The organism is Chachezhania antarctica (assembly GCF_003646465.1).
GTDB lineage: Bacteria > Pseudomonadota > Alphaproteobacteria > Rhodobacterales > Rhodobacteraceae > Chachezhania > Chachezhania antarctica.
In genome coordinates this window covers 14,065-27,324 of sequence record NZ_QZEX01000006.1, presented here as the reverse complement: position 1 = coordinate 27,324, position 13,260 = coordinate 14,065, and the positions used below count along the sequence as shown (strand labels likewise).

The 13,260-nt window shown below is 65.9% G+C and carries 12 protein-coding genes and 1 riboswitch; of the genes, 5 read left to right on the top strand and 7 right to left on the bottom strand.

Annotated elements, in window-relative coordinates; all coding sequences use genetic code 11:
- Window positions 1–509 precede the first annotated feature (509 nt).
- The gene (locus D4754_RS12790) at window positions 510–1,790 is read left to right on the top strand and encodes an O-acetylhomoserine aminocarboxypropyltransferase/cysteine synthase family protein (RefSeq protein WP_121064174.1); all 1,281 of its coding nucleotides are present in this window, start codon (window positions 510–512) and stop codon (window positions 1,788–1,790) included.
- A gap of 141 nt (window positions 1,791–1,931) precedes the next feature.
- Here the strand turns inward: D4754_RS12790 and D4754_RS12785 are convergent, their stop codons facing one another.
- Window positions 1,932–3,380 (bottom strand): TrkH family potassium uptake protein, encoded by a 1,449-nt coding sequence (locus D4754_RS12785; protein ID WP_121064172.1) that lies wholly within the window; start codon window positions 3,378–3,380, stop codon window positions 1,932–1,934.
- 114 nt (window positions 3,381–3,494) lie between these two features.
- Between D4754_RS12785 and D4754_RS24235 the strand changes: the two genes are divergently transcribed.
- Window positions 3,495–3,983, top strand: coding sequence for a hypothetical protein (locus D4754_RS24235; RefSeq protein ID WP_205589629.1), 489 nt, complete (start codon window positions 3,495–3,497; stop codon window positions 3,981–3,983).
- Between the two features lie 649 nt (window positions 3,984–4,632).
- Here D4754_RS24235 and folE2 read toward each other — a convergent pair.
- Together folE2 and metZ are read right to left on the bottom strand one after the other, a co-directional pair.
- Window positions 4,633–5,736, bottom strand: coding sequence for a GTP cyclohydrolase FolE2 (folE2, locus tag D4754_RS12775; protein ID WP_121064170.1), 1,104 nt, complete (start codon window positions 5,734–5,736; stop codon window positions 4,633–4,635).
- 169 nt (window positions 5,737–5,905) lie between these two features.
- Window positions 5,906–7,087 (bottom strand): O-succinylhomoserine sulfhydrylase, encoded by a 1,182-nt coding sequence (gene metZ, locus D4754_RS12770; RefSeq protein ID WP_121064168.1) that lies wholly within the window; start codon window positions 7,085–7,087, stop codon window positions 5,906–5,908.
- A gap of 61 nt (window positions 7,088–7,148) precedes the next feature.
- Window positions 7,149–7,225: riboswitch (SAM riboswitch) on the bottom strand.
- Between the two features lie 408 nt (window positions 7,226–7,633).
- On the opposite strand from metZ, the gene D4754_RS12765 reads away from it, so the two are divergent.
- A complete protein-coding gene (locus D4754_RS12765) occupies window positions 7,634–8,569 on the top strand; it encodes an alpha/beta hydrolase (protein WP_121064166.1) in 936 nt (311 codons plus the stop codon).
- 112 nt (window positions 8,570–8,681) lie between these two features.
- On the opposite strand, the gene D4754_RS12760 is transcribed toward D4754_RS12765, so the two are convergent.
- Entirely contained in the window at window positions 8,682–9,080 is a 399-nt protein-coding gene (locus D4754_RS12760; RefSeq protein WP_121064164.1) for a RidA family protein, read from the bottom strand.
- A gap of 130 nt (window positions 9,081–9,210) precedes the next feature.
- Between D4754_RS12760 and D4754_RS12755 the strand changes: the two genes are divergently transcribed.
- A complete protein-coding gene (locus tag D4754_RS12755; protein WP_121064162.1) occupies window positions 9,211–9,807 on the top strand; it encodes a TetR/AcrR family transcriptional regulator in 597 nt (198 codons plus the stop codon).
- Window positions 9,808–9,878: 71 nt separating this feature from the next.
- Here the strand turns inward: D4754_RS12755 and D4754_RS12750 are convergent, their stop codons facing one another.
- From D4754_RS12750 to ftsY, 3 genes are read right to left on the bottom strand one after another with little or no spacing between them, the layout of a single operon-like run.
- A complete protein-coding gene (locus D4754_RS12750; protein WP_121064160.1) occupies window positions 9,879–10,523 on the bottom strand; it encodes an inner membrane-spanning protein YciB in 645 nt (214 codons plus the stop codon).
- 8 nt (window positions 10,524–10,531) lie between these two features.
- Window positions 10,532–11,434: an EamA family transporter gene (locus tag D4754_RS12745; protein WP_121064158.1), complete on the bottom strand. Its 903-nt coding sequence runs from the start codon at window positions 11,432–11,434 to the stop codon at window positions 10,532–10,534.
- A 10-nt stretch (window positions 11,435–11,444) separates the two neighbouring features.
- Window positions 11,445–12,527, bottom strand: a complete 1,083-nt coding sequence (gene ftsY, locus D4754_RS12740) for a signal recognition particle-docking protein FtsY (protein WP_121064156.1) — start codon at window positions 12,525–12,527, stop codon at window positions 11,445–11,447.
- A 320-nt stretch (window positions 12,528–12,847) separates the two neighbouring features.
- Between ftsY and D4754_RS12735 the strand changes: the two genes are divergently transcribed.
- Window positions 12,848–13,255, top strand: coding sequence for a hypothetical protein (locus D4754_RS12735; protein ID WP_121064154.1), 408 nt, complete (start codon window positions 12,848–12,850; stop codon window positions 13,253–13,255).
- The last annotated feature ends 5 nt before the right edge of the window (window positions 13,256–13,260 follow it).

Genomic DNA, 13,260 nt, shown 5'->3' with positions numbered 1-13,260 from the left:
TTTCTGAAAGCTTGACACGGGCATAATGTCGCGATCTAGTCCCGTCTTGGAGGAAGGGGAGGTGCGCATGGCGCCGATGACGGTCCCACCCGCAAACCGCGAAGAGAGTGCGATAAATTTCGCCCCACGCGGTTCGGAATTCAGGACCTGAAGTTGCCACGGGTCGCTCCTGTGGATGACGCCGACGGTTTTCATGCGCGATCGGGCATCGATGCCCGAGCCCTGCATAGGGCGCGGGGCGGCAACGTCGAACACGTTGCCGCCCTGACTCTTTTCCACGGCAAGCCCTGAAGCGCGACACCCCGCCCGGAACGGAACCGGCGGCTTGCCCTTGATGGACCGTGCCGGAGGTGTCAGGTACCCAGCGCGATGGCGGCGCCGCTAAGGTGGCGATGTCATCTACGTGGTGAGCCGAAGCAGAAACCGTCTGTCGCCGCCATACGCCATATCAGAGTTGACGCCCGCCCCGCGCGGCGCAACGTTGCGCCCATCCGAAGGAGGAATACCCCATGTCCCATGGTTTCGACACATTGCAGATCCACGCCGGCGCGCAGCCCGATCCCGCAACGGGCGCCCGGCAGACGCCGATCTACCAGACCACGGCCTATGTCTTCCGCGACGCCGATCATGCCGCCGCGCTCTTCAATCTTCAGGAAGTGGGCTTCATCTACTCCCGCCTGACCAACCCCACCGTCGCCGTCCTGCAGGAACGCATCGCGACGCTGGAAGGCGGCGCCGGCGCCGTCTGCTGCTCGTCGGGTCACGCGGCGCAGATCATGGCGCTCTTCCCGCTGATGCAGCCCGGCTGCAATATCGTGGCCTCGACCCGTCTTTACGGCGGCACGGTCACCCAGTTCAGCCAGACCATCAAGCGCTTCGGCTGGTCGGCCACTTTCGTCGATTTCGACGACACCGACGCCGTGAAGGCCGCCATCGACGAAAACACCCGCGCGGTGTTCTGCGAATCCGTCGCCAACCCCGGCGGTTACATCACCGATCTCGATGCCATCTCCGCGATCTCGAACGACGCCGGCGTGCCGCTGATCGTCGACAACACCTCGGCCACGCCTTACCTCTGCCGCCCGTTCGAACACGGCGCCTCGCTGGTGGTCCATTCGACCACGAAGTACCTCACCGGTAACGGCACCGTCACCGGCGGCGTGGTGGTCGATTCCGGCACGTTCGACTGGTCGGCCTCCGACAAGTTCCCGTCCCTGTCCCAGCCCGAGCCCGCCTATCATGGGCTGAAATTCCACGAGACGTTCGGCCCGCTGGCCTTCACCTTCCACGGCATCGCCGTGGGCCTGCGCGATCTGGGCATGACGATGAACCCCCAGGGCGCGCATTACACGCTGATGGGGATCGAAACGCTGTCCCTGCGCATGCAAAGACATGTCGAGAACGCGCAGAAGGTCGCCGCCTGGCTCGAAGCCGACGACCGGATCGAAAGCGTGACCTATGCCGGCCTGCCCTCCTCGCCCTATTACGACCGGGTGGAGAAGATCTGCCCCAAGGGCGCCGGCGGTCTCTTCACCTTCGCGGTCAAGGGCGGGTACGAGGCCTGCATCAAGCTGGTCAACGCGCTCGAGATCTTCTCCCACGTGGCGAACCTCGGCGATACGCGCTCGCTGATCATCCATTCGGCCTCGACAACCCACCGCCAGCTGTCCCCAGAACAGCAGAAGGCCGCGGGGGCCGAACCCAACATGGTCCGCGTCTCCATCGGGATCGAGGATGCCGACGACCTGATCGCCGATCTCGACCAGGCGCTGACCCAGGCCACCGCCTGATTCACCGCCTGATTCACGACCTGCCCTCGCCCGTTCCGCCCACGCGCGGGACGGCAAGCCGGCCGCCCGAACGGGCGGTCGGCGGGGGTTGGGCGGGTGGGCCGGCCCGCGCGCGGGCGGAACGGGCGGACACGCACGGCCTCAGACGCGCCAGAACCTGACCGTCAGGATCGTGTAGACGACCATCAGTTCAAGCCGTCCGATCAGCATCGCGCCGCACAGGATCCACTTGGCGGAATCGTTCAGCCCGCCGAAATTGCCCGCCGGCCCGATCTCGTCCCCCAGCCCCGGCCCCACATTGGCCAGCGCCGTCGCAGCCCCCGACACCGACGTGATGAAATCCAGCCCCGTGAAGCTCAGCATCCACGCCACGGCACCCATGGTCACGATGAAGAAGACGAAGAACGACATGACCGAGCTCAGCACGTCGTGCGCCACGGGCCGCCCCTGGAAGCGCGGGGTGAACAGCCCGTGGGGCGATCGCAGCTGCTGGATCTGGCTTCGGATCGACGCGAACAGAAGCTGGTACCGGAAGATCTTGATCGAACAGGCGGTCGAGCCCGCGCACCCCCCGATCAGCCCGGTGAAGAACAGCACCATGACCGGAAAGCTGCCCCATTCCATGTAGTTCTCGCTGGAAAACCCCGTCCCCGTCATCAGCGACGTCGTGTTGAACAGCACGGCCCGGAACGTGTCGGCATAATTGCCGTTGGCCTCGGGCATCATCCACAGCGTCAGAAGCAGAACGATGATCACCAGGACGATGAAGAACCCGCGCACCTGGGCATCCAGGAACAGGGGCCGTGCCGTGCCCGACAGGAACTGCACGTACCGCACGAAGGGCATCGCGGCGAGCAGCATGAACACCACGGCCACGTATTCGGCGGCCGGCGGCAGCTCGGCAAAGGAATTGTCGTAGGTCGAAAGCCCCCCGGTCGCCACGGTGGTCATCGCGTGCACGATGGCATCGAACGTGCCCACCCCCGCAGCCCCGTAGGACAGCGCGCACAGCACCGTCAGCCCGACATAGATGCTTGAAATGCGGGCCGAAATCTCGGTCGCGCGGGGCAGGATCTTGCCCATCGTGTCAAAGGCCTCGGCGCGGAAGATCTGCATGCCGCCCACGCGCAGTTCAGGCAGGAACACCATGGCGACAACGATGATCCCGATGCCGCCCAGCCATTGCAGGATGCCGCGCCACAAGAGCAGCCCCTTCGGCAGGTCATCCAGCCCGACCAGCACCGTCGACCCGGTGGTCGTCAGCCCCGACATCGCCTCGAAGAACGCGTCGACGAATTCGGCATCGGTCGCGCCAAGGATCATCGGCAATGCGCCGAAGATCGGCAGCGCCACCCAGACGCCCGTGGTCAGAAGGAAGGTCTGCTGGATGGTCAGCCCTTCCTTCACGCCGTTGGCGCAGGCGAGCGACATGGCGACGCCTGTCGTCATGGTGATCAGCGACGCTTCCAGGAAGGCCGTCCAGTGGCCCTGCCCTTCGATCAAGTCGACCGCCATGGGCACGACCATCGTCGCGCCCAATATGGTGACCAACAGGCCGATGACATATCCGACAGGGCGCAAGTCCGGCATGGATGAGAGCCTTGGCGCGCCGCCCTGTCGCTGTCAAGCAGCAGTCACCGGGCCCGGGCTCAGCCCTGGTCCTTCGGGGCGGTCCTGGTACCCGTTTTCGGGTTTGCCGCGGGTTTGGCAGGTGTCGGGGTCGTCGTCCCGGTCGGGGCCGCCGGTTTTGCCGCCCCGGAGGCTTTCGCCTCCGGTTTCGGGGCCGGCTTCGGCGCCTGTTTCGGCGTCGCCGCCGGCGTTGCAGCCTTCTTGGCCGGTTTCGACGCGGCCGTCGCCGTGGCGGTCTTCGCGGTCTTGGGCGCCGCCTCCGCCGCCGTTCTTGCGGCCGGTTTCGCCGATGGCTTCTTCGCCTTGGCGGCAGGCGTTTTGGGGCGCGCCGGGGCCGCACGTTTCTTCGGTGGCGCCTTGGCCTTGGCCGCCGCGGGCTTTGCCGCCTGGGCCTTGGGCTTTTCCGGCGCCGCCGTCGCCGCCGTCGGGGCCGGTGCGGCCGCTGAGGCTTCGACGGGCAGACCAACGGACCGAAGCCTGAAGGCCCTTGTCGTCCGGCTCTGTGCCTCGACGGCCGATTTCGTCATGCTGCGCAGAAGCTGCATGTGCGCGGCCATCGTGTAGCCTGCCATGCGCATGCAGGCCGCCTGAAATTGCAGGTGTGTTCTAAGGGGTGACATCATGGTCCTACTCCGTTTGCGTCGGCACGCCGGGCCGTCCGGCCCGCTGCATGCGCGCAGTGAAACTGTGTGTGAGCCCCAGCCAGCCGCGGCGGGTTCGCCTGCGCACCGATGCGGGGTGGGGCGAGCGCCCCGGCCGGTCCAGAAGGCCCGCCCCGCGCAGTGCGGCCAGTCCCATCGAATCAACGGTGCAGGCCGCAACCTGGCCGGGGCTCGTTTCGAATGAACGTGTCCACATGGTGCTCGCTCCTGGCGGACCGGACAAGCGCAGGGGATCTCTGACAGAAATCGCCCGACGCCCTGGCACGGGGCGTGTCGCTGCCCCGGTCTTCCGGACATGCCCGATCCGGCACGTCCTGAACCTACCATACACCGTATCCTTCGCAAACGCAGCATCGAAATGCTGCAATGCGGCATCAGTCCTGCATGGGGTCCTTGGGTCGCCGACGCCGTCTCCGCCGATACCGGCAAAAGCTCCCCACCGCGCGCATCGCGCCGGCGGCGGGAAGGAGGATCGCGCCAGCGATCCGACGGGGGTGGGTGGGCGGGCCGCCGCGGGCGCGATGCGGACGCATCCCCGACGGGCCCGCGTGTCAGCCCACGTGAAACAGCGTCGAAAACAGCTTTGGATCCAGCGACGCCGCGCGGAAGGTCTCCCCTTCCACCAGCACCGACACGGCATCGTGGCTGTGCAGGCTTTCCTGGTGGCTGGCGACCACACGAAAATCGCCGATCCGCGGATCGGCCTGCAATTCGGCCGAAAACAGCCGCGCCGCGTCTTCCACGAAGATCGGGTTGGCCGCGTTCATCTCGGCAAAGGCCTGTTCGTCCTCGCGCTTGACCATCACCTGCGTCTCCGTCGGGACCGCGCGGCGGCACAGTTCGATCAGGTCCTCGAACCACAGGCAGTCGCCACCGGGCTCCAGCGCCACAGACACCCGCGCGACCGAACGCTGCGAATGCGGCGTGGCCAGCTGTCCACGTTCGGAACGGGCGTGCTCCGAAAGCTCCAGCGAGCACGGACAGGTCGACGAATAGACATAATCCAGGTGCACGATCTTGCGCTGCACGCCCTCGGCCTCGACCAGTTCCAGCGCGATGTCGTAATACTGGTAGCCCTCCAGCCCCGACCGCAGGCTGTCCACCTTCATCGGGAAGGAAAACCGCATCTGGATCCGCGCATCCAGGCTGTCGAGATCGGCCTTGTAATCGTCCAGCGCCGCCTCGATCACCTCGAAGCTGAAGCTCTTTTCCGCGTGTCGATAGAAGCTGCGCATGATGCGGGACATGTTGATGCCCTTGCGGTCGGCCTCAAGGCTCACCGTCCCGGTGACCGAGGTCTCCAACGTCAGGTCACGCCCGTCGCGCCGGTGAAACCCGATCGGCAGGCGGAAGTTCGAGATCCCCACATGCTGGATCACCCGTTTTTCGCCCCGGATCAGGCTGGCAGGCCCGTTCTGCAGGTCGGGCATGCGCGCGCGGTAGTCGCCGTCGACGACGAAATCGTCGGGATAGGCCCGCGACAGCAGCGGATAGCCCGCATTCGATTCCCCGCTCATCAGCCGGCGTGTCACCGGGTCGAGCGCGGCCAGATCCTCGGGCGCGGCGGTTTCGGCCCAGCGGCGCAGGAGATCCAGCGCCTCGGCCACATCTTTGCGGTCTGCCGGTCCGTCTTCGGGCGATACATGGACGTTCATCAGGCTGTCCCCCTTCGGCACTGCGCCGATGGAACGACGCAGGCCAAAGATGGTCCGCCATGACAAAGTGTCAATGCCCCGGACCCTTTTCGCCGACCGTCAGGCTCGCGCACGCATAGTCCGCGCCGGGCGGGCCAACGCTGACCCGCCGCTCCGGCCGGGGGCCAGTTCAGACCGCGTCCAACGCCTGTGCCACATCGGCCAGCAGGTCATCGGTGTCCTCGATCCCGGCCGAGATCCGCACCAGCCCGCGGGTGATGCCAAGCGCCTGTCGCTGCTCTTCCGTCAGGCGTTGATGTGTCGTCGTGGCGGGATGGGTGATGATGCTTTTCGCGTCGCCCAGGTTGTTCGAGATCTTGATGATCCTCAGCGCGTTGATGAAGCTGAACGCCGCCGCCTGCCCGCCGGCCAGGTCGATCGACACGACCGTTCCGGGACGCTTCATCTGCGTCTTGGCCAATTCATGCTGTGCATGGCTTTCCAGCCCCGGGAACAGCACGCGCGCGACCTTGGTGTGGCCGTCCAGCCTGTTGGCCAGCGCCGTCGCGGTATCGCATTGCGCGTTGACCCGCAGGCTGAGCGTTTCCAGCCCCTTCAGCATCACCCACGCATTGAACGGGCTGAGCGAGGCGCCGATATGCTTGTTGAAGGGCTCGAACGTGCCGCGGATGAATTCCTCGGTCCCCAGCACGATGCCGCCCAGAACCCGGCCCTGCCCGTCGATATGCTTGGTGGCCGAATAGACCACGACATCCGCCCCCTGCGCGATGGCATCGGAAAAGACCGGCGAGGCGAAGACGTTGTCGACCACCACCAGCGCGCCGACCTTGTGGGCCAGCTCGCACACGGTGCGGATGTCGACGATTTCCAGCGTCGGATTGGCGACGGATTCGAAGAACACGGCCTTGGTATCGGACCGGATCGCCGCGTCCCATGCCGCATTGTCGGCGCCGTCGACGAAGGTCACTTCGACCCCGAACTTGCCCAGCACGTTTTCCAGCACGTAGAGGCACGATCCGAACAGCGCCTTCGAGGACACGACATGGTCCCCGGCCTTCAGCATCGACAACAGCGTGCCCGAAACGGCGGCCATGCCGCTGGCGGTGGCAAAGGCATCCTCGGCGCCCTCGATGGCGGCGATGCGTTCTTCGAACATCCGCACGGTCGGGTTGCCGTAGCGGGCATAGATGTATTCGTCTTCGCCGGTCTCGATGAACCGCGCCTCGGCGGCTTCGGCGCTGTCATAGGCGAAGCCCTGGGTCAGGAAGATCGCTTCGCTCAGTTCGCCATATTGGCTGCGGCGCGTGCCGCCATGGACGGCGGCTGTTCGCTTGTTCCAGTCTTTACTCATGATGATCCTTTCAGCCCTTCCACGGGCGCAAACAAAAAGCCCCAGACGCGGTCAAGCGAAAGGGGCCTTTCGTCTGACCTTTTAGCGGGATGTTTTACGTGGCCCGCAATCCGGTAACAAATCGCCACGGCCAAGTTGGTAGCGCGTGGGTTGAGACCGGTCAATGCAGTTGCGGCATATTTGGGCAGTCTGGGAACTTGAGCGCCGGTTGGTGGATGCTCTGGGCCCACCACGTAGATGACCCACGCCATCTTCACGCACCCGCCATCGCTTCTGCTGCCCGGGACCAGGCCGCCTTCCCCGTCAAGGGCAGGCCGCGCATCCGCGCGGGGCTCGCGCCCCCTTGACGGGAAACCCGCCCCGGCCCGTTCCGGCAGCGCGACGGCGGCTCCGCGAAGATGGCTTCGGGACCGGGTCGAGGTGGGGACAGGGGCGGCTTTGCAGGTGGGTCATTAAGGCAACGTCACGGTGGTGTAACCTTGGCTTCACGGGCGTTTCATACGCTTGCGGCACTTGCTCCGACAAAGCGGAACGGGCGGGGCCGACATGCCTTTTCTCCGGATCAATGCAGAGGGTGACGCTCCCGTATGGCACGGGACGGGGGCGCTTTTGGGATCGCGCTTCGACCGGGTGTCCGATGCGCCGGGGCCGGTCGTGGTGATGATCCACGGCTACAAGTACCGTCCCGGCGACAGATACCATTGCCCGCATCGCGGGATCCTGTCGCCGTTCTCCGATCACACCGCGCGCGGGGCGCCCAGCTGGCCGCGGCAACTGGGCTTCGGCACCGGGCGCGCGGACGAAGGGTTGGGGATCGGGTTCGGCTGGAACGCGCGCGGCGCGCTGTGGACGGCCCAGGCCCGCGCCACCGAAGCCGGGCGCGCGCTGGCCCGGGTTCTGGAGCGACTGCACCGGCAGTGCCCGGACCGCCCCGTGCACATCGTGGCCCATTCGATGGGCACGGGCGTGGCGCTGGAGGCGCTGCACCATCTGCCGCCCGGTGCCGTGTCGCGGATCCTGTCGCTGACCGGCGCCTGTTATCAAAGCCGGGTCGAGGCGGCGCTTGCCACCCAGGCGGGCGCGCGGGCCGAATTCATCAACGTCACCAGCCGCGAGAACGACACGTTCGATTTCCTCTACGAACGCCTGATCGCGCCACCCCGGCCCGGCGACCGGGCCATCGGACTGGGGCTGGCGCACGACAACGTGCTGACTCTGCAACTGGATAGCGCGCAGACGCTGACGCATCTTGATCGGTTGGGCTGCCCCGTGGGACCCTCCCAGCGCCGGGTCTGCCATTGGTCGGCCTACAGCCGCCCCGGCGTGCTGCGCTTCTACGACCGGCTGATCCGGCGGCCCGAGATCTTCACCTTCGACCGCCTACGCCGCGGCCTGCCAGAACAGCCCGATCCGCGCTGGTCGCGGCTGGTGGCCATGCCCGCCCTGCCCCGCCCCTTGCCCCCGGTGGCCAAGGCGTCGTGATCGTGTCGGGGGACGCGGTGCGTGGAAACCACGCACCATACCGACCGTCGGAATCCGATCCCCGGCCGGGGACCCTTGCCGCAGGGTGCGTGGTCCCCACGCACCCTGCGGCTCAGGCCGCGTCGGGAATGCGCGCTGTCACCTTGATCTCGAAATCGAACCCGGCAAGCCAGGTGACGCCCACGGCCGTCCAGTTGGGATAGGGCGCGGCCGGAAAATGCCGGTTCTTCACGCCCATGAACGCCTCGAATTGCGCCTCCGGGTCGGTGTGGTACGTGGTGACGTCCACCAGGTCTGCCAAGGTGCAGCCCGTCGCGGCCAGCACGCGTTTCAGGTTCTCGAAGGCAAGATCCACCTGCGCTGCGTAATCCGGTTCGGGCGAGCCGTCGGTGCGGCTGCCCACCTGCCCCGACACGAACAGCAGATCGCCTGACCGGATCGCGGCGGAATAGCCATGCTGTTCATAAAGCGCATGGCGGCCTTCGGGGAAGACGGGTTGGATATAGGACATCAGGTTGATCCTTGTGATGCGGTGGAGAGGATGCGAGAAGCGACTCACATACGAGCCGTATGCAAACTGCATCACATACGCGGCGTATGTCAACTCGCATACGAAGCGTATGTGTATTCGGAGGGACGCGATGGCCACGGGACGCCGGGCGGAAAAGATGGAGGAAACCCGCGCCAAGCTGATCGCCGCGGCGCGGAAGGCCTTTGCCGAGAAGGGTTTCGCGGCGGCGTCGATGGACGATCTGACCGCGGCCGTCGGACTGACCCGGGGCGCGCTCTATCACAATTTCGGGGACAAGACCGGGCTTCTGGCCGCAGTGGTCCACCAGATCGACGCCGACATGGCCGCCCGCGCCCGCGAGATCGGGCAGCGGAAGGACGGTCTGTGGGAGGCGCTGATGGCCGAAGGTGCGGCCTATATCGAGATGGCGCTGAACCCGGAGGTGCAGCGGATCGTCCTGCGGGACGGCCCCGCCTTCCTGGGCGACCCGTCGCAATGGCCCAGCCAGAACGCCTGCCTGGCCGCCACGATGGAGGTGCTTGAGGCGCTGATCGCCGATGGCACGGTGGAACCGCTGGATATCGAGGCCACGGCGCGGTTGCTCAACGGTGCAGCGCTGAACGCGGCGCTCTGGATCGCCGCCAGCGAAGATCCCGAAGCCACCCTGCCCCGCGCACGGGGCGCCTTCGAACGTCTGGCCACGGGTATCCTCGCCCGAAAACCATGACCCACGGGGAAAGCTGGCCGCAGGGTGCGTGGTCCCCACGCACCGCACCCGGCTACCCCGCGAACGGTAACCTACTCGTCGTCCTCGATCAGGTATTTCTGCATCGACAGGATCTGGATCCACAGGAACGCCACCAGCGCGATGGGGAAGGCGAAGGTTTCGATCTTGACCCAGGTATCGGTCGACATGGTCCGCCAGACGAACTCGTTCGCCGCGGCCAGCAGGATGAAGACAAGGAACAGGCGGCGGGTCAGGATCATCCAGCCCTCCTGCTCCATCGGCAGCATTTCCGACAGCACGAAGGCCAGGTAGGACCGGCCCTGCAACAGCCCGATCCCCAGCAGGAGTGCGAAGGTGCCGTAGACCAGCGTCGTCTTCATCTTGAAGAAGCGTTCATCGTTGAACCATGCCGTCAGCGCGCCGAAGAAGATCACCATCACCGCGGTGAAGATCTGGATGCGGCTGAGCCGACCGGACAGAAAGTATAGTGCCCCCATCGCCGCCAGCAGGATCGGTACGAACAGGATCGTGGCAACGATGAAGCCCGAATATTCATTGCCGGCGAAGAAGAAGCTTTCTTCGCGCAGGCGCAGGTAGATCAGGAAGAAGGCAATGGTCGGCCCCAGTTCCAGCACCTGTTTCAGGACCGGGTTGACCTTGCGTTCCGTCCGTTCGGTTCGCTCTCTGCCGCGGGGGCTGACTGGCTTGTCGGACATGGGCTCTCCTAGCTGCCGAATTCTACGATCACGGCGCCGAGCGCGATCAGCGCCATCAATGTCAGGCGGCGCGGCCCGACGGTTTCCTTCAGGAAGATCCAGCCGATCGCCGCGGCGAAGACGGTCGATGTCTCGCGCAGGACGGCGGCTTCCCCCACCTTGTCGAGCCGCGTGGCCAGCATGATCGACCCGAAGCTGCCGAAAGCCAGAAACCCGCCAATGATCCCCTTGCGGATCAGGGGGGGCAGGGGCGGCCGTGTTTCCATGTTCTTCCAGCGGTACAGGGCATAGAACGGCATCGTCATGCCGTCGAGCATGAAGAACCACGCGAGGAACGTGAACGGATCGGATGCCGCGCGAATGCCATAAGCGTCGACCGTGGTGTAAAGCGCCACGAACAAGCCAGTACCGATGGCGAAGGTCAGCGCAAGGGGCAGTTTCTCGCGGTTGGTTTCCAGGAAAATCATGTTGTAGACGGCCAGCCCGAAGATCCCCGAAAGAAGCACCGCGACGCCCAGCCACTGGGTGAGCGTGAATGTCTCGCCGAAGATGAAATAGGCGCCGATCACGGTGAACAGCGGGCCAAGGCCACGCACCACGGGGTAGACGACGGTATAGTCGCCCGAGACATAGGCAAAACCCTGAAGGATCTTGTAGACGATGTGGATCACCACCACGGTGGCAAAGATCGGCCACATGTCGGGCGCGGGCCACGGCACCACGAACAGCGCGATGGGCGCGGCCATCAGGCAATAGGAAATGTCGATTGCCCCGCGCGACAGCCACGGATCGTACCGCCCCTTCTGGATCGCGCCGAAGATCGCGTGAAATATGGCGGCAAGCAGCGCCAGCCCCAGCGCGACGAGGTGACCGGTCTCGGTCCCGGCGATGGCAAGAATGTCGAAATCCACCTCGCGCGGCCTATCTGCCGGTCTGGCCGGTCAGGGCTGCGGCAAAGTCCTGCGGATCGAACGGGGCCAGATCGTCGATCTGTTCGCCCACCCCGATGGCGTGGATCGGCAGGCCGAACTTGTCGGCCAGCGCCACCAGCACGCCGCCACGGGCCGTGCCGTCGAGCTTGGTCATGACCAGGCCCGACACGTCCGAGATGTTCCGGAAGATCTCGACCTGCCGCAGCGCGTTCTGCCCTGTGGTCGCATCGAGCACCAAGAGCGTGTTGTGGGGCGCGGTCGCGTCCTTCTTGCGGATGACCCGGACGATCTTGGCCAGCTCCTCCATCAGGTCGGCGCGGTTCTGCAGCCGGCCCGCGGTGTCGATCAGCAGCAGGTCGGCGCCCTCGGCCTCGGCCTTGGTCATCGCGTCGAAGGCGAGGCTGGCAGGGTCGGACCCTTCGGGTGCCGTCAGAACCGGAACGCCGGCACGGTCGCCCCAGACCTGCAGCTGTTCGACGGCCGCCGCACGGAACGTATCGCCCGCGGCGATCACCACGGATTTGCCAGCCGCCTTGAACTGCGAGGCGAGCTTGCCAATTGTCGTCGTCTTGCCCGACCCGTTCACACCCACGACCAGCACCACCTGCGGGCGCTTGGGATAAAGTGGCATGGGCCGGGCCACGGGCTCCATGATCCGCGCGACCTCGGCCGCCAGCAGCGTCTTGATCTCGTCGACCGAAAGACGCTTGCCGAACCGGCCCTCGGCCATGTTGGCCGCGACACGCAGCGCGGTATCGACCCCCATGTCGGACTGGATCAGGAGCTCTTCCAGCTCTTCCAACATATCGTCGTCGAGCACCCGGCGGGGCGTGTCGTCACGGCCCAGCAGCCGGCCCATGACGCCGGTACGTTGTCTTGCCGGGGCTTCTGCCGCGGGCTCTCTCGGCGCCGGTACATCCGCTTCCGGGGTCTCTACTTCCGGGGCCGCGGCCTCCGGCACGTCCGCGGGCGGCGCCTTGTCTTCGCCCTCGGACACGATGGCATCGAGCCCGTCGCCCAGTTTCGAGGACGATTTGAACATGCGGTCCTTGAGTTTGGCAAAGAACGACATCTGGATCCCTTCGGTGGCGTTCACTTCACCTAATGCGGAACGCGCGGATTGGAAAGGCACGCCGCGCGCCTGGCGGGTCCGTGCGTGGGGACGCTGTCCCCACGCAGCTGAGGTATTTGGGGACCAAAGAAGCCGGGACGTGTGCCTGACGCCTTTGGTCCCAAAATACCTCCGCCGGAGGCAGCCCGCCGCGCCGCAACACGTGACCGGGCCGGGTTCAGGCGCATCCGGCGGCAGCGGGCGGTTGCCGATCGGCCCCCATGGTGGCCGAATTACCGGGACGCAGTGGCGCGCGCAGGCGGGATCTGCAAATATTCCCTATGCGATTTCCGTACCTGATTCCCGTCTGCGCCGCCCTTCTGGGCACAAGCGCGCTCCCCTCTGCCGCCCAGACCATGTCGGCCGCGGAATTCGATGCCTATACGCGGGGCAAGACGCTTTTCTACGCCCAGAACGGGACGGCCTACGGGGCGGAACGGTACCTGGACGGGCGGCAGGTGATCTGGTCGTTTCTCGATGGCGAATGCAAGTACGGCACGTGGTACGAGACCTCGGGCCAGATCTGTTTCGTCTACGAGGACCGGATCGAGCCGCAATGCTGGACGTTCCGGGAAGGCCCCGGCGGCCTGATCGCGCGGTTCGAGGACAATCCGACCGCGACCGAGCTTTACGAAGCGCAGGACACCGGGGACGAGATGATGTGCAAGGGGCCGGATGTCGGCGTCTGACGGGG